Source organism: Buttiauxella warmboldiae (genome assembly GCF_003818135.1).
In the GTDB taxonomy this organism is placed as follows: Bacteria; Pseudomonadota; Gammaproteobacteria; order Enterobacterales; family Enterobacteriaceae; genus Buttiauxella; species Buttiauxella warmboldiae.
Genome location: NZ_RPOH01000064.1, coordinates 49,588 through 68,950 on the forward strand (window position 1 = coordinate 49,588; position 19,363 = coordinate 68,950).

At 42.4% G+C, this 19,363-nt stretch carries 19 protein-coding genes and 2 pseudogenes; 13 read left to right on the top strand and 8 right to left on the bottom strand.

Annotation, left to right across the window (positions count from 1 at the left end; genetic code table 11):
• Window position 1 precedes the first annotated feature (1 nt).
• Window positions 2–865 (top strand): ribokinase, encoded by an 864-nt coding sequence (locus EHN07_RS14890; RefSeq protein ID WP_124024876.1) that lies wholly within the window; start codon window positions 2–4, stop codon window positions 863–865.
• Between the two features lie 220 nt (window positions 866–1,085).
• Here the strand turns inward: EHN07_RS14890 and EHN07_RS14895 are convergent.
• Window positions 1,086–1,361 (bottom strand): annotated as a pseudogene (locus EHN07_RS14895) (IS1 family transposase); the annotation flags it as partial.
• 217 nt (window positions 1,362–1,578) lie between these two features.
• On the opposite strand from EHN07_RS14895, the gene EHN07_RS14900 reads away from it, so the two are divergent.
• A complete protein-coding gene (locus EHN07_RS14900) occupies window positions 1,579–3,090 on the top strand; it encodes a sensor domain-containing diguanylate cyclase (RefSeq protein ID WP_167467318.1) in 1,512 nt (503 codons plus the stop codon).
• A gap of 217 nt (window positions 3,091–3,307) precedes the next feature.
• Here EHN07_RS14900 and EHN07_RS14905 read toward each other — a convergent pair whose 3' ends face one another.
• From EHN07_RS14905 to EHN07_RS14920, 4 genes are all read right to left on the bottom strand, one after another.
• Window positions 3,308–4,348 carry an ADP-ribosylglycohydrolase family protein gene (locus EHN07_RS14905; RefSeq protein ID WP_124024878.1) on the bottom strand — a complete coding sequence of 347 codons (1,041 nt, stop codon included), beginning with the start codon at window positions 4,346–4,348 and terminating at the stop codon, window positions 3,308–3,310.
• A gap of 10 nt (window positions 4,349–4,358) precedes the next feature.
• Window positions 4,359–5,315 (bottom strand): aminoimidazole riboside kinase, encoded by a 957-nt coding sequence (locus EHN07_RS14910; protein ID WP_124024879.1) that lies wholly within the window; start codon window positions 5,313–5,315, stop codon window positions 4,359–4,361.
• A 9-nt stretch (window positions 5,316–5,324) separates the two neighbouring features.
• On the bottom strand, window positions 5,325–6,659 hold the full coding sequence (locus tag EHN07_RS14915) for an MFS transporter (RefSeq protein ID WP_124024880.1): 1,335 nt from the start codon (window positions 6,657–6,659) through the stop codon (window positions 5,325–5,327).
• Window positions 6,660–6,730: 71 nt separating this feature from the next.
• Window positions 6,731–6,997: a helix-turn-helix domain-containing protein gene (locus EHN07_RS14920; RefSeq protein WP_124024881.1), complete on the bottom strand. Its 267-nt coding sequence runs from the start codon at window positions 6,995–6,997 to the stop codon at window positions 6,731–6,733.
• A 245-nt stretch (window positions 6,998–7,242) separates the two neighbouring features.
• Here EHN07_RS14920 and EHN07_RS14925 point away from each other — a divergent pair, with 245 nt between their 5' ends.
• From EHN07_RS14925 to EHN07_RS20700, 4 genes and pseudogenes are all read left to right on the top strand, one after another.
• Window positions 7,243–7,692 carry a helix-turn-helix domain-containing protein gene (locus EHN07_RS14925; RefSeq protein ID WP_124024882.1) on the top strand — a complete coding sequence of 150 codons (450 nt, stop codon included), beginning with the start codon at window positions 7,243–7,245 and terminating at the stop codon, window positions 7,690–7,692.
• Window positions 7,693–7,991: 299 nt separating this feature from the next.
• Window positions 7,992–8,228, top strand: coding sequence for a helix-turn-helix domain-containing protein (locus tag EHN07_RS14930; protein ID WP_124024883.1), 237 nt, complete (start codon window positions 7,992–7,994; stop codon window positions 8,226–8,228).
• A gap of 274 nt (window positions 8,229–8,502) precedes the next feature.
• On the top strand, window positions 8,503–8,739 hold the full coding sequence (locus EHN07_RS14935; RefSeq protein WP_244202414.1) for a type II toxin-antitoxin system RelE/ParE family toxin: 237 nt from the start codon (window positions 8,503–8,505) through the stop codon (window positions 8,737–8,739).
• A gap of 382 nt (window positions 8,740–9,121) precedes the next feature.
• A pseudogene (locus tag EHN07_RS20700) lies at window positions 9,122–9,250 on the top strand (AbrB/MazE/SpoVT family DNA-binding domain-containing protein); the annotation flags it as partial.
• 156 nt (window positions 9,251–9,406) lie between these two features.
• Here EHN07_RS20700 and EHN07_RS14945 read toward each other — a convergent pair.
• Window positions 9,407–9,961, bottom strand: a complete 555-nt coding sequence (locus EHN07_RS14945) for a cysteine hydrolase family protein (RefSeq protein ID WP_244202415.1) — start codon at window positions 9,959–9,961, stop codon at window positions 9,407–9,409.
• Window positions 9,962–10,596: 635 nt separating this feature from the next.
• On the opposite strand from EHN07_RS14945, the gene EHN07_RS14950 reads away from it, so the two are divergent.
• Both EHN07_RS14950 and EHN07_RS14955 read left to right on the top strand, forming a co-directional pair.
• On the top strand, window positions 10,597–11,448 hold the full coding sequence (locus tag EHN07_RS14950; protein ID WP_124024885.1) for a DUF6387 family protein: 852 nt from the start codon (window positions 10,597–10,599) through the stop codon (window positions 11,446–11,448).
• Window positions 11,449–11,548: 100 nt separating this feature from the next.
• On the top strand, window positions 11,549–11,755 hold the full coding sequence (locus EHN07_RS14955) for a helix-turn-helix transcriptional regulator (RefSeq protein WP_001071599.1): 207 nt from the start codon (window positions 11,549–11,551) through the stop codon (window positions 11,753–11,755).
• A 219-nt stretch (window positions 11,756–11,974) separates the two neighbouring features.
• Here EHN07_RS14955 and EHN07_RS14960 read toward each other — a convergent pair whose 3' ends face one another.
• A complete protein-coding gene (locus EHN07_RS14960) occupies window positions 11,975–12,931 on the bottom strand; it encodes a hypothetical protein (RefSeq protein WP_109266849.1) in 957 nt (318 codons plus the stop codon).
• Window positions 12,932–13,627: 696 nt separating this feature from the next.
• Here EHN07_RS14960 and hxsD point away from each other — a divergent pair.
• The 5 genes from hxsD to EHN07_RS14985 all read left to right on the top strand — a co-directional run bounded on the left by hxsD (window position 13,628) and on the right by EHN07_RS14985 (window position 18,728).
• Window positions 13,628–13,900, top strand: coding sequence for a His-Xaa-Ser system protein HxsD (hxsD, locus tag EHN07_RS14965; RefSeq protein WP_165452938.1), 273 nt, complete (start codon window positions 13,628–13,630; stop codon window positions 13,898–13,900).
• Window positions 13,900–15,288 (top strand): His-Xaa-Ser system radical SAM maturase HxsB, encoded by a 1,389-nt coding sequence (hxsB, locus tag EHN07_RS14970; protein ID WP_001610844.1) that lies wholly within the window; start codon window positions 13,900–13,902, stop codon window positions 15,286–15,288. Before hxsD ends, hxsB begins: the two co-directional genes overlap by 1 nt.
• Complete coding sequence (gene hxsC, locus EHN07_RS14975) at window positions 15,281–16,393, top strand: His-Xaa-Ser system radical SAM maturase HxsC (protein WP_000005560.1); 1,113 nt, start codon at window positions 15,281–15,283, stop codon at window positions 16,391–16,393. The genes hxsB and hxsC overlap by 8 nt, the downstream gene beginning before the upstream one ends.
• Entirely contained in the window at window positions 16,390–17,025 is a 636-nt protein-coding gene (gene hxsA / locus EHN07_RS14980) for a His-Xaa-Ser repeat protein HxsA (RefSeq protein ID WP_124024886.1), read from the top strand. The genes hxsC and hxsA overlap by 4 nt, the downstream gene beginning before the upstream one ends.
• Before the next feature lie 68 nt (window positions 17,026–17,093).
• Window positions 17,094–18,728: a DUF6119 family protein gene (locus tag EHN07_RS14985; protein WP_089675007.1), complete on the top strand. Its 1,635-nt coding sequence runs from the start codon at window positions 17,094–17,096 to the stop codon at window positions 18,726–18,728.
• 261 nt (window positions 18,729–18,989) lie between these two features.
• On the opposite strand, the gene EHN07_RS20705 is transcribed toward EHN07_RS14985, so the two are convergent.
• Window positions 18,990–19,346, bottom strand: coding sequence for a DUF3732 domain-containing protein (locus tag EHN07_RS20705; protein WP_244202416.1), 357 nt, complete (start codon window positions 19,344–19,346; stop codon window positions 18,990–18,992).
• Window positions 19,347–19,363: the final 17 nt, after the last annotated feature.

Sequence of the window (19,363 nt, forward strand, 5' to 3'; positions counted from 1 at the left end):
CATGAGCAAAATAGTAGTCACAGGCAGTCTGCATTACGACATTATGCTACAGGCGCACCATCGTCCGGAAAAAGGTGAAACCGTTATTGGCAGTGGTTGCCACTATAAATTCGGCGGTAAAGGTGGGAACCAGGCTGTTTCCGCTGCAAGGGCTGGCGCACAGGTTGCTTTTGTAGGCGCGGTTGGAGCTGATGCTCATGGCGTATTTTTAAGCGATGTTCTCACTGCTAATGCCATTGATATCAGTCGACTGGTAATTATTGAACAGGTTCCTTCTGGCATGAGCGTCGCCATTAGTGATGCCGAAGGAGATTACGGCGCGGTGGTGGTTTCAAACGCTAACAATCATATTCCTGAAAGCGCTTTTTCTGATGCCGCATTATGGCAGCAGACTCAACTGCTCATTTTGCAAAATGAAGTACCTGAATCTGTAAATGTTCTGGCCGCACAACAAGCCCATAAGCATGGTGTCATAGTATGTCTTAATGCTGCGCCCGCACGAATGATGAGCCAGGAATTGCAAAGTAACATCGATATTCTGGTTGTTAACGGCGTGGAAGCACGAGATTTGAGTGGGATTGACGTGACTGATTTGGCTTCTGCACGTACCGCAACTGAAAAGTTGTGCGAACGCTTTCCCGCTGTGGTGGTGACTGCCGGTGAGTACGGTGTAGCATTCGGTCTGAAGGGGGAATCTGCTAGTTCCCTTCCAGCAATTCCTGTCGAATTAATCAGTACTCACGGCGCGGGAGATTGTTTTGTCGGCGTGTTGTGCAACGCCCTGTCACAAGGCGAAAATTTGGCACAAGCTTGTCAACGTGCGAATGAAGCTGCAGCAGCACATGTATCACGTAGCGCAGAATAGTTATATTGCGGTGACCCACCCGGTCACCGCAATATTATTTTGGCCTCAAAATACAGTACCCACCCCGAATGACAGCGATATGATGGACGCGCCTTCCTGAAGTAGCCAGTGCCATACTGTTACTGGAATTAATCCGGCACTGTAGTAAAAGAAAAAAGGTAATGGCGCCCCCCCTTAGTAGAACATGTATTTTTTAATCGACGCCCAATGGTTTTTCATGTCACTCAATTGAATCCGAGAAGCAGCTGGTTTTTCGAACCAGGCGCTTAATGCGGGTTCTTAACGTCAGGTTGATACGTTCAATACGCTGAGTGAATCTCTTATCGATCAGATGTTTGTTCTTCGGCACTTCTCTGGTACAAAACCCCCTCAATCATCTCTGGTTATCATGCCGATAGTAAAAGGTGTGAGCAGAGCCAGCAGTTCAAGGCAGATTTCATCTGTACGGGCAGAACGTAGAGGCCAGAACGCCACCTGTTTTGGTGTTATACGCATAGGCCATTAGGGAATTTCAACAGTGAATATTCTCCCTCAAGATCGGCTAATTGGGTGTGATGGCATAAATTCGCCAGCTAATCAACAGTATACTAATTTTTTAACAGAGATTTAAGTTTGGTTGATTTTGGTCGTCTTAATTTAACGCAGCACTCAAAATAAAAAATATTAATTTGTTCAGCGTATTATTTATAACTTGCATGGAGCATTGTAGTCAAGTGAAGAACACCATATCACATAAAAGTATTTGCGTTTTAACCGCTTGCACCTTTATTCCATTTTTTATAATGTTCTTGTATACATTTATAGCTATGGACATAAGACATAAAGATGATTTTATCGAGACCATGACTCGATTTAATGACAATAGTGCCAGGAATGCTATAGAAAGGCCTATCCAGGAAATGCAGTTATTACTTCATTCTCTTTTAGGGCAGCTGACTTCAAAAGATATTGAAGGTTATATATCCCCCTCACATACAGAACTGAATTCGATAATTCCATCTATCGTAAACTCAACAACTTTTTTTGAAGCAGTTATTCTATCGGATAAAGAAGGTAACTACACAATTTATCCAGAAAACCACGCGGAAAAATTTAATGTAAAAGAAAGACCCTGGTATCCCGTCTCAGCAAGGAAAGATGAGATAAGATTCTCTGTTCCATACAAAGCTATAGACAAAACATCTAAATATAATAATGGCATGGCAGTTACTGCCAGCATGAATATTTTTAACGACCATTCGGAGTTTGTAGGTAATATTGCATTTGATCTGGATTTACACAATTTAAGCGCGCTGATAAAAAACAATCACCCTCCATACCATGCCCGATTTAAAGTTGTTTCGTATGATGGCAACTTACTTATGTATTCCAATACTAAAGAATTATTTAAAAGGGCCATACCCCAGGCCTGGATAGAACGGGCGAAAGAGTCCGAAGGTCATTTTTTTGATGTGGCAACAAAATCGTATGTTTTTTACCGCGTTTATGACAACCCCGAATGGATTGCATTCAGTATAGTTAATGAAGCTAATTTTAAAAAACACGGTAGTGCTGAAAAGTATTTCTTTTTCTTGACCTCCTTGGCATGTTTAATATTTTATTTAGTTTTACTGTTCATAATCAAACTGTATTTTAAACAGGCTATTACTGCTCTTTATTTAAACATAAATGGACTCTCCATTGATGAAAAAGGGGATAGCATTAAGACAGTTTCTGAGTCTTTGAGAGAAAATAGCAAAAAACTTGAGATCGCGATACATGATGCCGAAACGGATGGTCTTACTAATTTGTTTACAAGAAAGAAATTCGATGCTGATTTTTACGATCTTGTCAGCGCTAAAAATTCATTCTATTTCGCTATTATTGACGTTGACAATTTTAAAACTGTTAACGACACATTCGGGCATAATACAGGTGACGTTGTACTAACCTACCTTAGTAAGGTCGGTAGCGACATTTTCAGTAATATATACAGATTTGGCGGTGAAGAGCTTGTTGTCATATATCCAGAGAATAATTATGAGAAGTTCTATACGCTACTGGACATTTGGAGGAAAACGTTAGAACAAAAACAATGGCGTGAAGAGGGTTTGAATGTAACCTTTAGCTGTGGTGTTTCAGCGTGGCATGAAGGCTCAACCACTGATGAGATATTGAAAAAAGCAGATATTCGGCTTTATCAAGCTAAAAACTCCGGCAAGAATTGCATTGTTGGCCTGGAATAATTTGGAGTCAGTAGAAAAATATTATAGCTAAATATATTTACTTAATTATTCAGCAAAATTAAAGACATACCTTCCTGTACTGACAGGGATGTCTTTACCATAATATCCGTTTTTGGCATGAAGGTGATGTAGCCACTTTTCATCGTTTTTACGAATCGTTCTGCCATGGCGTTGCTCTGCGGACTGCTCACTGCTGTCGTTCCCGCAGAACACCATGCTACCCGGCGATCTGTCTGGCGAGGGCTGCCAGATTGAAATCATTCATGCGATCTACCGTGGTTAAATAATCAGCGGGAAAAGCATCTGCACCGTGGAAGGCACCGGAAAGCGCCCCCACCATTGTGGCGACGGTATCGGTGTCATTGCCGATGTTAACGGCGGAGATAACCGCATCAACGGCGGACCCCGGGCTGCACGCGAACAGGCCAAATGCCGCAGGCACCGCCTCGCTGACATGCAGGCCGGAGCCGATGATATCAGCGATTTCGACAATCGCGGTTTCCCAGCTGGCGTGGCGTTTACCTATGCTGACGGCAAGTTCAATACGGCGGGCAACTGACGGCCCAGCGACCATCATTGCCCCCTGTTCCGCTGCTAATGTATAGCCGCTGTCTGCGCCATAGATCCCGGCGGCGATAATACTCCCCGCGCTGGTTACGCCTTTAAGTGCTTCGCTGATAGACGCCGCCATCGCTGCCGCACCGGACATTGCCAGGACGTTATTATGCGTGAAGCGGCAGATATCAAGCGCGCACCGGATGGCCTGTTCAATATTACCGGGATGCAGCACGGCGGCAGGCCAGATTTTCATTGCCGCACCGTTGGTCGCTTCGGCATTACCTTTGTTAATAATCTGTACGGACTGTTTCTCTCCTTCCAGTTCACCCTGCAATGACTCCCGCGCGTCATTGAAGATGGCTCTCATTGCGGCACGGGTAGTGGGGCCGGTAAAGTTGGCGTAAAACGGATACGCCAGCCAGCGCTGAAAAGCTTCGCGCATTGCTTCATCGCTCACCTGGCGATGATGGTTCAACAGCGCATCCATAATGTATTTTGCCTGGATAAAATCATCCGTACACATCCCGGCTTCATTGCAGCGGCCAAAGGTATCGGCGGGTGGTTTTTCGAACCCGGTCACCCAGCCGCCGAAATAGTCGCGGATTTGCTGTTGGGTACGGACTTCCGTCGCGGCTCCCATTGCATCCCCCGCGGCGGCACCAATAAGACAGCCCAGTATTTTTTGGTATTCGGCACTCATCAATGGCTCCTTACGCTTTCACATTCTCGTTCTGTGGATGGCTGGCGCGGAAAGCGGCGAGCCGATCCGGATATGGCAGTGCGGTCATTGCCCCTTTTGCCGTCACCGCCATTGCGCCGCAGGCATTGGCATTAACGGTGGCCTCGGTCAGCAGGCTGTGGTCCCAACTGGTTTGCCTGGACAGGGTATAAAGCAGCCCTCCTACAAACGCATCGCCTGCGCCGGTGGTGTCCACGGCGTGAACATCGGGCGCAGGAAACGCATATTCGCCGTCAGGCGTGAGTAGCAGGGCGCCTGCTTTCCCTAGTGTAATCAGCACGGTGCCGCAACCGAGATCGCGAATAAGGTCGCGTGCATCCTGCCAGCGCTCTACCTGGCCCATCCAGCACAGTTCGTCGGCAGAAACCTTGCAGATTGAAGCCAGGCTGATGGCTTCGGCACACAACGGCATAATCTCTTGCCGATCGCGCCACATACTGATGCGCAGGTTTACATCGAACATTACGTGGCCCCCGGTTGCCCGCATCCTGCTGGCGCCTTCCAGACAAGCTTCGCGCGCCGGACTGTCGCTTAGCCCGATAGAGCTGAAGTAAAACCACTCACCAGGGGAGAATGCCGGTAAATCCTGTACGCTAACAAACGTGTGAGCGCCGGGGTGGACAAGATAGGTAAAACTGCGCTCACCGTCCGGCGCCAGATTAACGATTAGCACGGCGGTGGTCTGCCGGGGGTCGATACGCAGGGACGACACATCCACGCCATTTTGACGGAGCGTCTGCTGCAAAAAATGCCCTGCATCATCATCACCCAGGCAGCCAATAAATCCGCAGTTGCCGCCCAGCCGCGCCACACAGACGGCGACGTTGGCCGAGGCACCGCCCGGGCATTTCAGATAGGTATCTTTTGTTCCGGGCACTAAGTCCACGGAGGCATCGCCCGTCACCCAGACTCTGTTTAAGGTATTCATCTTCTTCTCCTATGCCCGGCGCTGTGCCAGCTCTGCCTGAATATCCAGATAGTAGGGGTTATTAATCAGGTATTTTTTCATCAGCAAGCCGATGGCCAGGTGGAACAAGGCGGGGATCAGCGTCATCATCAGCGTAATGCCGGTCAGGGAATCTGTGCTCTGCTGGGCGTCAGCCTGATAGCCAAAGTGACTTAACAGAAAACCCAGCACGCCACCGGCGATCCCCATCCCGAACTTCTGGAAGAACAGGATGCCGCCGAACGCCAGCCCGGAAACTCGCAGCCCGGTTTTCTTCTCGCCGTAATCCACCGCCTCCGCGATGGATGACCAGAACACGGGCATTTGCATATCGCAGAAAAAGTTAATGAGGAAGAAAAAGACGAATGCGAGGATCAGGTTTGATTGCCCGACGCAGAAGTACATCGCCACGCTCAGCAGGCAGGTCATCAGTTGGGTGTAACGGAACATGATTATTTTGTCCCAGAAGCGGGTCACCCATGTAGCGGCAACCATCGCAAGAATGGATGCCACTACACCAGTGGTCAGGAAGGGGGAGATCAGGCTGTCGCCGCCGCCTAAATAATACTTGGCGTAATAGGTGGCGACCGAACCCCGAATAACGTAGCCGCACATCATCAACATGATAACGACTCCCAGGATCAGCCACTGATCATTACGCCGTAAAATGGCGAACTGTTGTCTGACCGTGAGCGCAGGCAGTTCAGGCTCGCTGCGCTCGCGGGTGGTGATAAAACAGAATATAAATAACAGGGTCCCCATCGCGCCCATTAGTCCCATGGCGAGCTGATACCCCAGCGCCTTATTGCCGTGGCCCAGCCACACGGCCAGGAAAGGAACCACAATGGTGACTAAAAAGGCGGCGATTTTGGTCATCACAAAACGGTAACCGTTGGCGCTCAGGCGCTCGGCCGGGTCGTCGGTGATAACGCCAATCAGTGAAATATAAGGAATCGTTATCGCCGTATAGACCAGGGTCATGAAGATATAGGTGAAGTATGCCCAGGCGAGCTTGGCCATATAGGCAATATCCGGCGTGATAAACATCAAATATACGGCGAAGCCAAAGGGGAGGGCGAACCACAGCAGCCACGGGCGATACCGGCCCTGGCGGGTGGAGACTTTATCGGTGAGCATGCCCATTGCCGGGTCAATTATAGCGTCGATCATACGGACAACCATCAGCAGCACTCCCACATCCGCCGCCCGTAAGCCATAGATATCAGTATAGAAATACGCCAGCAGCAGCTGCATGGAGATAATCACCACGTTGATGGCCATATCTCCGGCTCCAAAACCTATTTTTTCCATCACAGACAATTTCATATCGTTATCCTTATTGTGTAAGAGCACGCAAGAAAATGATGAAATTTATGTAACCGTCTGAAATTAATGATTTATAAGAAACGTGTGCCCGGAACTCTGCCGGGAATGTAGTTAAAGAACCATGGGTTACAGGTGGCTTGATGCAGGTGAGGGATCGTGACGGGATGAATATTCAGTGCAGTAGCAATCAGCCATTCACCTTTCAGCAACGGGCGTGCCGGGTAATGTGCCTGCGTGGAGGAGGCCAGCCTTACGCTATGCGAAACCGCTACCAGACTGGTGCCCTGCTTGCGCAGGTTGGCGATGATATTGGCGGGATGCCAGTCTTGTTTAACCATTATGTTTACCTTATTCAAAATATCAGGAAGCAGATCTAACAACGCTTTGTTAATTTTGATTTTTTGTGAGGTAAGGCATTTTCAGGGCGAGCGAAGGCGTGACAGTTCTGCCCGGGTTATGCGATGCTCAGGAATTAGGTTTGCAGCGTGTGGGTGTCTGCAAAACAGTCAGTTAAATTTATCGAACTTAAGGTCGAGTGTAAAGTTTAAATTCGACTTTAAGTTCGAGAGGTTTGTTTTTTTAAATGTTTAAAAATCAATTTGTTAGTGGTTGGTGCGATTTTATGATAAAAAAAGAAGAACAAAATTTGGACGTAGATCACAAAAGTCCTTTTAAAGACAGACTGGCGGAAGCCATGCTGGGAGAAAGTAATTCTTCCTTTGCCCGAAAATGTGGTGTCACTGAGACGACAATCAGGAAGTATCTGCATGGTAAAGCCTGGCCGAGAGCATTAACACTACAGAAAATATCCCAGATTACAGGCAGAAGTACCTCATGGCTTCTTGGCGAAGATGACGATACAAAAGTTCGAGATTCAGTGAGAGAGAATGCTGAAGACGGATTATTTAAAGATACGGAATTACTTCTTCATTTATTTAAATTTTTGCCTGTTGCGCAGAGGAGCCAGGTATTAAAACAGGTATTGAAAGAAGTGACTCAGTGCGTTGAAAACGTGGACCGTTATAAAAAATAATGTTATGAGGTCTGTAAGTGTCAATAAAGTTGTCATCCCAGATTTATTAGTAAACCTGTTCCACCCGATACTATTGTGCAGACAATAGAAACCAAAATGGTAAGGCATGCCATGTTCCATCTGCTGCCCGTAAACCGTAAATATCAGTGCCAGCAGCAACTGTATGGAGATAATCACTATGTTAATGGCAGTATCTCAGGCCCTGAAACCTATTTTTTCTATCACAGACAACTTCATATCTTTATCATTACCGCGTTAATTGATTATCCTGTTTTGGATATAAAATCGGATATTAAAAAATGCCATCAATTTATTCTTCTGAATATCAGTTAGTTATAACGGCATTGCGGTCTGCCAGGCGTGATAAAGGGATGACGCAGGCTCAACTGGCAAAAGCGTTGGGCAAGCCCCAGTCATTTATCGCAAAAGTGGAAAACGGAGAACGTCGTCTGGATGTTATTGAGTTTGCCCATATTGCTCATCTGTTATCGTTGGACCCAGCTGATGTATTAAAAATGGCTTTGTCTCAGAAGTGATTTTTTAGTTAGCTAATTGTTAAGTAGCAGAGTGATTAAAATCCTTTGTTTGGGATATTTTAAAAGCACCATGATATGGAGGTCTTAACCAGTTGTTGAGGCTAAAGAAATAACAACAGCCATATGTGGACTTTATCGGCGGTCGCTTTGCTAATGAATGAGCCTGAGCACCTAACTGAAAATCTCTGACATTGCGCGATATTGCCGCTCAGAGAAAGCTGAAGCATCATGTATAAGCTGACAGAACGGGTAGCAAACGACTTCATCAGCATTTATGGCTATATGCTCGTTAAATTTGGTGAAGGCCAGGACCGAAGCGCTTGAGGCATTTTTTGAAACACTGGCCGGAATGCCAGAAATGGGGCGAGATTATCCTGCGGTTCCAGGTGTGATGCGCATTGAATTTCAGCGACATACCATTTTTTATGTTGTCCGTGATATCGATATTCTGATTGCGCGTATTTTGCATCAGCAGATGAACCACTCCTGGCATTTATTATCAATGGAGTAGGGGGCCTGGATTGAGAAAAAATCATTTAATTATTAATGCGGTATTATCTTGCTGCGTATTTGGAACCCCTGTTCTGCACGCTGGAATATGTGCCAGCGTGGTTATCTTCGGGCTTTAACTCGCTGGCAACGCCGGGATGGCGTGATGCTAAATCAGGAGCGGGAAAAACAGGCGGCGTAATTAACTCGGGTGACAACCTCATTGATACTTACCGCAACCGCGCCACTATTACTGCTATATTTGCCTCTCACTGTCTCACTGTCTCACTGTCTCACTGTTTTAATAGAATTGTGTGCTTCTGGTATTTTATATATCCCGTTGACATATCCCATGGGGATACTACCGCTGACAGTGGTACGAAATTTAAACGCAGGCGGTAGTAATGGAAAAGACGACAATTTTTAAAAGTAACCGCAGTCAGGCGGTGCGTTTGCCGAAAGAGGTGAAACTCGTCGATATTGTGACTGTCGGGCGGGCACGAATTATTACTCCGGCAGGAGAGGGCTGGGATACCGATCCAGGCGACCTCACAGAAATGGACGATGGCATTGGGACTGGTGCATGGCAATGGCCATTTTATTATTGAGTTCGGTGACCGCCTGGACGGTCACTACGGAGAAGAGGCATTTACACAGAATGGTGTTTGGGCTGTATTTTGGTGAGTTTTTTATTTTCTTGATAGCTGTTCACTTAACTCTTTTGTTGTTATCACGGTAGCAAAATCCGCAGCCAGAAGCGCAAGTGTGACATCCAGGATTAGTTTTGCCCCAGGTTCATCACCTTTAAGTGCAAAACTAATAACAGCATCCTGAATCACCGTCATGTTAAGACCAGCATCAGCCCCGGCTCTGACCGTTGAAGTGACGCAAAATCCAGCGACGGCACCGATAACAACACACGCTGAGAGTTGATGGTCTTTTAAATACGTTAACAGCCCAGTTGAGCTGAATGCGGAAGAGGTATTTTTTACAAATACAGGCTCACCGTATTTTTCTTCAAACTCTTTTACAGGCTGAGCAAGGGGGGAACTGTGGTGCAATAACGATCCCTCTTCGGTGGAGTGATGCCGTATGTGTATCACTGGGCTAATGTTTTTTCTGAATATTTCCAGAATGGCACGCATATTATCTATCGCGTTATGAGGGAACATTTCCACTCCGCGATTTATTCTGTCTGTCACAAAGTTTTGCATATCAATAACCAGTAACGCGGTAGCCATCATATCTCCTGAATACAATAAGAGCTCATCCCATTAGGGCTATTTTACTTGCCATTTTGAACCAGGGCAGTGCTCGAAATCCTCACGTACTACGTGTACGCTCCGGTTTCTCCGCGCTTCCGTGTTCAAACTGGCTACGCCAATTACGCCTACTGGGATAGGCTCTAAAACGGCTGCAATCACTAACGGAAAGAGTTTTTTGGCCAGTTTTCCATGGTTTAGGCACCTCAAAAACAATAAAGCTTTATGAGGTGACTAACAAGGTGCCTAAAAGGTTCGGATTTAATTAGTTTGCGTCAGACTTCGCGGGACAAATTGGATGCACAAAAAAGCCCGCAGGGCTTGTGCCATGAGGGCTTTCAGGACTTCATCGGGCTGGGGTCCCTGTAACTAGATATCTATTTGATTGAATTTTCTAGATAACTGTTGTTTCTGACTTTACCTTTGGTTCTATAAAGGAACCATAAATCGTAACGGCATAACCCCCTGAAAATAGTCCGTTAGCGAACTGTATCAAAAAATATCAAACCTTTTGGTTCAACTTCCTGATGGCATCTGAACTCATTTCATTGGTCTTCCTTTAACATGTCGATTACGTTTGCTACATACATTAAGTCTAATGCCTGTTGGAGATCGTTATGAAAAACTGGTCAGTTGAACATACGAGAGAGGTGAAGAAGTGGCTGGATATAGATACATATCGCGGATTCGAAGAGCTTCCGCTTATACACCTCTACCATGAATTGCTGGCAAGGACATTGTTCTTCAAACAATATCATGAAGAATTTGAAGCAGAAGCCGTAAGGCTCTACATCGACAGGATCTTCACTGGAAAGCCCTTTCTCATCACAGAAAAGCATCTCGGCTATCTCACAAGAGAGGATACTCTTTACCAGCCCCCTCACTTCTTTTTGACGACAACCGAAAGACTGGCTCAACTCAGCATAGTTGGATTACGGAACTCACTGTTTTTTTGGGATGGAAGCGATGAGTATTCTGTTAACAGAGAATTCCTCGATAGCCCTGTATCGGAAGTTTTGCCAAAATTGTTCAGGGATACTGTCATGGTCGAAATCGACCTAGCAAACGGGACAGATGAAGAGATCGCTGAATCCCTAAAGGCTGCACTTCCTCAATGGCGTAAAGTACGGGGTATCGAAGCCGATACATCTGATTCGATCAGGTTTGGCTATGGCACCATCAAGAAAATCATTAATTACAGACTCATTCCCATGATCGACATCCTGGTATGGTCAAAATTACATAAAGTACGTATATCAGAAGACCGCCTTTCTCGCCTGTTATATACAGATGACGATGATGAGATCAACACTCGCCTGAACCACCAAATCAGGGATACAGACAAACCCCTTGCTTTGAAGGCGGCGAGTATACCTTTTATTCGCCAGTTTAATCTGTTCATCAACAAGAACAGCCATTTGAAAAAGATCAGAGTTTCAGAGGTGATGAAAATCTCAGATTCTGACTAAGGCTAACCTCTATTAGCTCTGGCGTTCTCAGCTTCTGTCTCTTTCTTGCTGATTCATTCGTATAGTCATACCCATCAAAACGACACAAGAGGAAACGACTATGAATCAGCACAATACCCGCCTTATTCGTTTACCAGAGGTTCTGCATCGAACTGGATACGGTAAAGCTTGGATCTATCACCTCATCAACCAAAATCGTTTTCCTTCCCCCGTTAAAATCGGTGCGCGCTCTGTTGCTTTCATTGAAAGTGAAGTAGACGAATGGATTCAATTAACTATCGAAAATTCAAGAAAGCATGTAGCCTGAAATAAAATGACAGCCTTCTTATTTATGGGGGTTAATTCTCAGATTTGTAAAGTTTAAATCTTAAAAAAATCTATATTTAACGTAATTCTTTACGTTTTTTCTGGCAGAGCTTTTGCTATAAGGCTTAGAGATGGTTTTCTTAATATCTGGTATGGATACTCATAATATTATCATTTATTCTATCCCAATGAATTCAAAGGGATAGAATTTTTAAAAGAATTAAATCCCAGTAGCCAAGGAATAAAACTCTTTTTTTACCTCATCTTCATCTATAGATGGGTTTTGGTGTATATATTCATCATTTATATCATAGCAACCTGTTCTAATAGGTATGCAGGTTGCATGTTTATGCGAATCTAATAAAAAAACGTCTTCATATTGGTAGAATACTCCAAATACTCTCGGATCAAGATTGAAGTGTACATATGTGTTTTTAGCTTTATGATAATAATATTCAATTTTTTGATTTATATAGCCCTGTATTATTTTTTCGAAATTCTTATTGCGGGGTATTTGTGATTGCGCATCTTCAGGGCTTGTTCCAAGACTCTTATATTGGTCGCAAAACTCAATAAATATTGAATTAATGAAATTTTGTATCTCTTCCTTTGATACTAAATGAGATATGTCAATGGAGATGAATCCCCTTGTAGCTAAACCATCTTCGATTCTTTTTATTATTTGATTGTTTGCTTTTCTAATATTTTGCTCGAATCCTGATTCGCTATGTAAAAATTTACATTCAATTGCAATGTCATTATCAATAATAATGTCGCAGTCGCTTGTAATGTTTACATCTTTTTGATCTTCTCTTAATAAGTATCTCAAAGCCATATCAAACTCAAAGTAAAAATCATTGTGTTCTTCTTCTAAGTTAGAGAATGAATGATTTCCACTTACTAATTTTAATAAATTTTTCTCTAAAAAATCTATATCACCTGCAAAAATAGGCAGTAACCTTCCATATTTGTTAATGGCAGCCAATAACTTAGTTTGGTTTACTAAATCCAATTCACTTAGATTGCTAAGTTGCTTTTGAAAAAACCAAAACTTGCTTTTCTTAAATCTATTCTCTCCTATTACTGAGCAGAGAAATTCAGTGAATTTAAGATACTCTGTCTTTACAAAATCGAGTTCTTTATTGTTTATATAACTACCTTTCTGAGGATGATTCATTTGACTAAATCCTTTTTAAGAAAAAACAATCACGCAATCATTTTTATAGCATAAAGTAATGAAAGATTAAATATAATGATTTACTAACTTAAAGACATAAAAGTAGCTCATAGGTAGGTTGTATTATATTGTTGATTTATTCCTTATCAATCAGCGGCTTGAGTCGGTGTGATTTATACTGATGCACCATTTGCTTGTAGTTTCTGATTTATGCTTGTGTTGATCAGAATTGCACGCATACTTATCTTCACATAAGAAGTTAAATTTTCATCCTCACCCCCACCAGCTCTCATCTTTCTAGGTTGCTCAAGGTATTGAAAGCGATTGTAGGCTTCCTTGACATCAATGGTGTCAACGCTTCAGGCCCATGCTTTTTCGATTAAGTCAGTACAGAATCCTTTCGCATTGTGATTACTGAAGGGATACATCTCATACTATGAGCCACTAACAACTCTTTGAAACCCCCTGCGTTTAACGTCATGTTAGCTTCTTAGCTGTTTGCCGGTTCAAGCGGCATATGATAATCAGAAAACATCATTGATTATCCTAGGATAAGCAACATCATTTTTCAGAGTCGCCATTCAGATACTAACATCCTGTAACATATTAATTAAATGGTGTATCCTCATTTCTATAGGAAAAATCCGCTTTAAAGCGGTTGCTGATTGTGATTATTAGTTTTGTGAGGCAATGGCAATGTGCGAAAGGATGTTAAAAAAAGATGTTTATTCTGAATGGGTTATACGCAATAGCCTGTACTGGATGACTTCGCTTACTCAGTGGAAGCTTTGTGAAGATATATCCTCCTGGACAGTCTCTTTTGAAAACGATAGTCCCGAATGCCTCTATGAATTTGAGAGGCTGCTGAATGATTACACTTTGCGAGAAAAACTACAGCATAAAACAGGGGCGTTGAGAGATTCTATTGTCCATAAAGTGCTTCGCAGTGTCGATGAAAGGCTTTCGTGATGGAATTGATGCCATTCAATTTTGATAGATTGCCTAATGGACAGGTGTTTATAAGCAACCTCGCTGGTTTTCATCACTTCATTGATGAGCAAGAGCTGCTTGATCTTTCTGATGAGCAAATCAGTGCGGAACAATCAAACGCACTCGAAAGCAAGCTGTTCATAACCAACGAAAGCTCATCAGCTATTGCTCCCTATGCTTTAAGTTCTGCTTTTGCAAAACGATTGATGAATGAACTGGCGATCAGACCAATTTTCATGATTGTGCCCACATTACGTTGCGACCATACCTGCAAGTATTGTCAGGTCAGTAGAGCTTCAGTGAACGCCTCTGGTTATGATTTAGATCCCGCTCTCATCCCTGATATCATTTCTACTATCAAAAAACTATCAACTCCACCTTACAAGATAGAGATACAGGGTGGAGAGCCACTCTTGCGGTTCGATTTAATTCAGTCTATCTATGAGCAATGTGCTGAAACGCTGGGAAGCACCGATTTTGAGATGGTGGTAGCTTCAAGCCTGTCTGTCTTGAATGAGGATATGCTTGAATGGTCGAGAGATAGGAACATAACGTTCTCTGTTTCGCTTGATGGTGAGGAAGTTGTTCACAACAGTAATCGAATTCTTGGTCATGGGCTTGCGTACAGTAGAACAGTGTCAGGGGTAGAGGCTATCAAACGGTCTTTAGGCGCTGGTCGCGTTGCAACGGTTACTACAGTTACTAAAGATCTCATTAGGCATCCTGAATCGATTGTCCAGGCTCACTTGTCTCTTGGCCTCAAGGACATGTTTATCCGACCTGTTAGTCCCTATGGGTTTGCACAAAAAGCATCGTTCACATTTTCTATGGAGGAATACTTCAGTTTCTATGCCTCGTTGATAGATGAAATCCTTAAGATGAATAATGAAGGGATAAGGGTTGTGGAACATTCGGCCTCCATTCATCTGAAAAGGATCTTCAATCCCGGCTTTAGTGGTTATGCGGATTTAAAGTCGCCAAGCGGGGTCGTGCTTAACAGTATTCTTTTCAATTATGACGGTCGAGTATATGGTAGCGATGAGAGCCGTATGTTGCAGAAGGTGAACCCTGAAACGGAGTTCAGTGCGGGTGAGGTTAAAACGCTATCATTTTCTAAGAGTCCTTACTATAACGCAGTGTTGAGTTCATCGTTCAATTTTGCTCTGCCGGGTTGTGATACATGTGCATATCAACCATTTTGCGGTGCAGATCCATGCCAGAACATAAGTGTACAGGGTGAGCCTGTCGGTGATAGGAGTCGTTCAACGTTTTGTCAGTATCACAAGGGGATGTTCAGGTATCTGATGAACTGCATCTCAGAAGGTGGTCCGAAGGCTGAGATGCTAAAAGGATGGGCATATGTCTGAGGTTATTAGGAACGATATCTTTCATTTTGCTTCAAAAAAGAATGTGCCCACGGGGTTCTATCGGTTATGCAAACAAAAACCAATGAACCCTTTATTCTTTTTACCCAATTTACTGGTAGTTGCTGAAGGCAATAATGATGCCATTCAACCATGCTTTGATTTCTCTGTTATTAGCACTGAATTATATGAGTCAATTGAAGATGGAGATATTGGGATAATCAACAATGGCAATATGATACGCGTAATTCTGTCCCGCAGAGCCAATCATAATACTGTCTTAGTAACGGAACGCTGCAATAACTTGTGTCTGTTTTGTTCGCAGCCACCTAAGAAATCAAATGATGACTGGCTACTTACCCAATCAGCTCTTGCTATAGCTTCATTTGGTTTGGATGGAGTTGTTGGGGTCAGCGGTGGAGAACCTTTGCTGTATGGAGATGATTTCCTTCACTTCATTGATTTTATCATCGAGAATTCACCAGATACTGCTTTGCATGTTTTAACAAACGGACGCAAATTTTCTGATATCAACTTTACTCAGGAAATGGCAAAGCGAAGCAAAAAGATAAAAATCACCTTTGGTATCCCGCTCTACTCATCAAGACCACTTGTGCATGATCATCTGGTAGGGAATGATGGCGCATTTAATGAAACGGTTAAGGGGTTAATTAATGCAGGAAACTCAGGGATTAATATCGAACTTAGAGTTATTCCGACACTGGCTAACTATACAGAATTGGATGATATTGTAGAGTTCGTTGGCCGTGTGTTCTCCAACATCAATCAGATTTCCCTTATGGGGCTGGAATCTATCGGTTGGGCACGAAAGAACTGGTCAACAATCTTCATTGAGCACAGCAGTTATAGTGAGAAAATAATCTCCGCCATAGACGCTGCGCACAGGTCAGGTATACCTCTAACAATTTTTAATTATCCTTTGTGTCATCTTCCCGAAAGAGCTTGGGAGCTTGCTGCTCAGTCGATCTCTGATTGGAAAAATTACTATCCTAAAGAATGTGATGAATGCACTCAGAAGTCTTCCTGTACTGGTTATTTCAGTTCCTCAACAGGCCGTTTTCATCAACCACCGAGACCAATTTTATGAAAAAATTTAATTTTGCTGCTCTACTTCCGGGATTTTTGGCGCTCAATAATTCTGTATGGGCAAGTGATTCATCCACCGGAGCAAGTGATTTGCCTGGTATGACTCTTAATGAACATGATTTAGTGATAGCCCCACTTAACACCGAAGTTCCATTCTACATTGCAGGGCATCGCAGTCATAGCTCCCATCGAAGCCATAGTTCTCACCGATCATCATCAGGTGGCGGGTACTATGGTGGCAGCACTCCTTATTATCCAAAAACATACAGCTCACCAAGCTCATCTGGGTCTTCAAGTTCAGGAACAAGTTCCTCATCGTCCTCTTCCTCTGTGCGTTCGCTTCGTTCTAACGACAATAACAACTCTACTACTACGAATTCTGTTGGAACTACAGAAGCTAACCGTGCAAGTAATGGGCTGACTTCTGGTACAGAGAAGCGTAAGCGCTTAATCATGCGGGTTCAATTCGCTTTGCTGGACAAAGGTTATTACAACGGAAATATTGACGGCATAATGGGGCCTTCGACAAGGCAGTCAATAAAAAATTATCGCATTGCGAACGGACTGCCAGTACCCACAAGTGAAACCTTGGATACACAGTTGTTAAATTCATTGAGTATTTTAGCTCGATAAATTAAGTATATTTAAAATTGTTCATTTTAACATTAACTTGTATGAATATATATTTCAGAGGCGATTAAATGTCAGTCAGTTATAACATATATAGAATGCCATATAAGAGTCTTCCAGAATTGACAAAAAAAATCATTAAAGAAGGGCTTGTCGAACAAAAAACTATTCTACATCAATCTTATCAACTCAAATTTTATTTTTCTGATAAGTTAAAAGGAAATGAAGTATGGTGGTGGGATGTATTTAGTGATTTCTTCAATGAAGAAATTGAAAAGCCTCATAATATATTCTATTTTGGCCTGCTAATAGGATTTAAAGAAAAGGACCCTGAGAATTGCTATCTTATCAGTCTTGGTAAATCACATTTTTATCTCAGCAAGTTTATTGAAGCAGACTTTGGGCTGAATGTGGCAATGCGTATAGCTAATGATGAAAATATTTTGCTCAAGAAAAGTAGATTCTTTTGTGGGGGAAAGAGTCAGGAGGCATCGTCATATTCACAGTTTGTGCAAGGATCATATTTTCCTGGCGAATCCATCGAACATCTTAAAACAAAAGCCAAAGAAACTGACAAGTGGGGATGTAATAATATAACTTTTTCTGATTCAATACAGCTAAGTTTAGATGGTGCCCCTACTGCATTAGTAGATGTCTTCAATGATATTGATTCTTCGTTGGCAACCAAAGAGAAAATCGAATTTCCTAAATCGGAAAAAATCACTGACGAGTCAAAGATAGATGAGCTTGATAATTATCTACTTCAATCGATCATTAAAGATGATGTAAATGTTATTATAGATGAGATTCAATCTTTTGGTGCCTCTATTGTAATTAATAATTCTTTGACATTTTTTAAATTGCACACAAAAGTTGAGGGGAGTGGAAAGTATCTTCAATCAGCAGATAAGGTTAATGATATAAAAATAACAGATGTTAAGCAATTTATAAAAAACAACGACATAAAGGATATCAATAAAGTTTTTGTTAAGATAACTAATGAAAATAACAGTGGTCATACGGCCTCGCTAAAAGAAATATTGAGTATTACTTATAGCGATGGCAGTGAGCACTACTTCCTTAAGAAGGGAGGGTGGAGTCGATTTAACTCTGCCTTTATGAAGTATTTGTCTACCTCTTTAGCCAGTATAAAATTTGAGGTTAAAGATGCTCTAAAGGAAGACGAATTCAAAGCATGGCAAGCTGAAAAAATAAAACAAATCGAAGAAGGAACTTCTAAAGACAAATTAGAATATAGAGAGTACTATTTTAATGAAAAGATGTCTGTTGAGAAAGGTTATATACTTCTAGATCGCCAGCTCAAAAAAATACCATCCTTACGTGATGATGGAAAGGACTACAATGTTGAAGTTGCAGATCTTTATAAAAATGGAGAGATTATTGCTGTAAAGATATCAGATAAACCGCATGATCTAATTTATAATATTGAGCAGTCAAAAACTACAATTCAAACTATAGTAAGAGGAGTAGTAAAATTTGAAGAGAAAATTACTGATGTGGTTTTATGGATCTCAACTACTACAAAAGCCAAAAAATTGATTGACATCAATTCTATTCAATTTTTATTAGCGGTTCAAACTTGGAAGGAAGTTGTTGAAGGATTTAATTTGAAACCAAAGATATATTATTCGCATCACGAAAAACCCAAAAAGAAAAAGGAAAAGAAAAAGCCGAAAAACGGTTGATTAAAAATATTGAATTTCCTTATCGAATAATTTCAGGAGAGAAAAGAACATTCTAATTACCACATTATAAATACAATTTGAGTGTATTGATGGATTTAAAATCTTATGTGGTGGTGTTATGTGAAACTTACACCACCATTGTTTATTGAACATTTTTAAGAACTTTCAAAATTTACTCTGGATGTTGGTTATAAACCCCGTAGCTGATAAGCTGTGGCACTATTTATGCAATCATAGTGCCCTCATAATCTCTGTACAATTTTATTTGAAATGAATTAAACCATAATTGCCTCTTAATTCATTATCAACAAGAGTAAAGTTCGTCATTTCTCTGTCAAGCCAATAAGACTCTTCAATATGCTCTAACAGTATTATTTGGAAACCACCATGAGACCGCATTTTCTCAACAAAAGAATTAATTTCATTTAGGGCTGCATCAAGACTTGCAAAGTCATCAGTTTTTTTACCAGCAGTACTAAAATATGGAGTGCTGGGCTGGTCAATGACTAAGAATCGTGGAACCCACGGTACTTTTCTATCTCTTACCAATTCGTGAAGTGCAAGGAAATAAGCTACATGTACATACATATAGTTAGAAGCACTTCCAATATCTATCATTTTTTCAACTTGATTTT

Bases quoted from the DNA above. Each gene is read 5' to 3' on its own strand.
- EHN07_RS14910 (WP_124024879.1), bottom strand. From the start codon at position 5,315: ATGAATACCTTAAACAGAGTCTGGGTGACGGGCGATGCCTCCGTGGAC.
- EHN07_RS14905 (WP_124024878.1), bottom strand. From the start codon at position 4,348: ATGAGTGCCGAATACCAAAAAATACTGGGCTGTCTTATTGGTGCCGCC.
- hxsA (WP_124024886.1), top strand. From the start codon at position 16,390: ATGAAAAAATTTAATTTTGCTGCTCTACTTCCGGGATTTTTGGCGCTC.
- EHN07_RS14915 (WP_124024880.1), bottom strand. From the start codon at position 6,659: ATGAAATTGTCTGTGATGGAAAAAATAGGTTTTGGAGCCGGAGATATG.
- EHN07_RS14890 (WP_124024876.1), top strand. From the start codon at position 2: ATGAGCAAAATAGTAGTCACAGGCAGTCTGCATTACGACATTATGCTA.
- hxsD (WP_165452938.1), top strand. From the start codon at position 13,628: ATGTGCGAAAGGATGTTAAAAAAAGATGTTTATTCTGAATGGGTTATA.
- EHN07_RS14955 (WP_001071599.1), top strand. From the start codon at position 11,549: ATGAATCAGCACAATACCCGCCTTATTCGTTTACCAGAGGTTCTGCAT.
- EHN07_RS14925 (WP_124024882.1), top strand. From the start codon at position 7,243: ATGTTTAAAAATCAATTTGTTAGTGGTTGGTGCGATTTTATGATAAAA.
- EHN07_RS14935 (WP_244202414.1), top strand. From the start codon at position 8,503: ATGGCTATATGCTCGTTAAATTTGGTGAAGGCCAGGACCGAAGCGCTT.
- hxsC (WP_000005560.1), top strand. From the start codon at position 15,281: ATGTCTGAGGTTATTAGGAACGATATCTTTCATTTTGCTTCAAAAAAG.
- EHN07_RS14960 (WP_109266849.1), bottom strand. From the start codon at position 12,931: ATGAATCATCCTCAGAAAGGTAGTTATATAAACAATAAAGAACTCGAT.
- EHN07_RS14950 (WP_124024885.1), top strand. From the start codon at position 10,597: ATGAAAAACTGGTCAGTTGAACATACGAGAGAGGTGAAGAAGTGGCTG.
- EHN07_RS14920 (WP_124024881.1), bottom strand. From the start codon at position 6,997: ATGGTTAAACAAGACTGGCATCCCGCCAATATCATCGCCAACCTGCGC.
- EHN07_RS14945 (WP_244202415.1), bottom strand. From the start codon at position 9,961: ATGATGGCTACCGCGTTACTGGTTATTGATATGCAAAACTTTGTGACA.
- EHN07_RS14930 (WP_124024883.1), top strand. From the start codon at position 7,992: ATGCCATCAATTTATTCTTCTGAATATCAGTTAGTTATAACGGCATTG.
- EHN07_RS20705 (WP_244202416.1), bottom strand. From the start codon at position 19,346: ATGATAGATATTGGAAGTGCTTCTAACTATATGTATGTACATGTAGCT.
- hxsB (WP_001610844.1), top strand. From the start codon at position 13,900: ATGGAATTGATGCCATTCAATTTTGATAGATTGCCTAATGGACAGGTG.
- EHN07_RS14985 (WP_089675007.1), top strand. From the start codon at position 17,094: ATGTCAGTCAGTTATAACATATATAGAATGCCATATAAGAGTCTTCCA.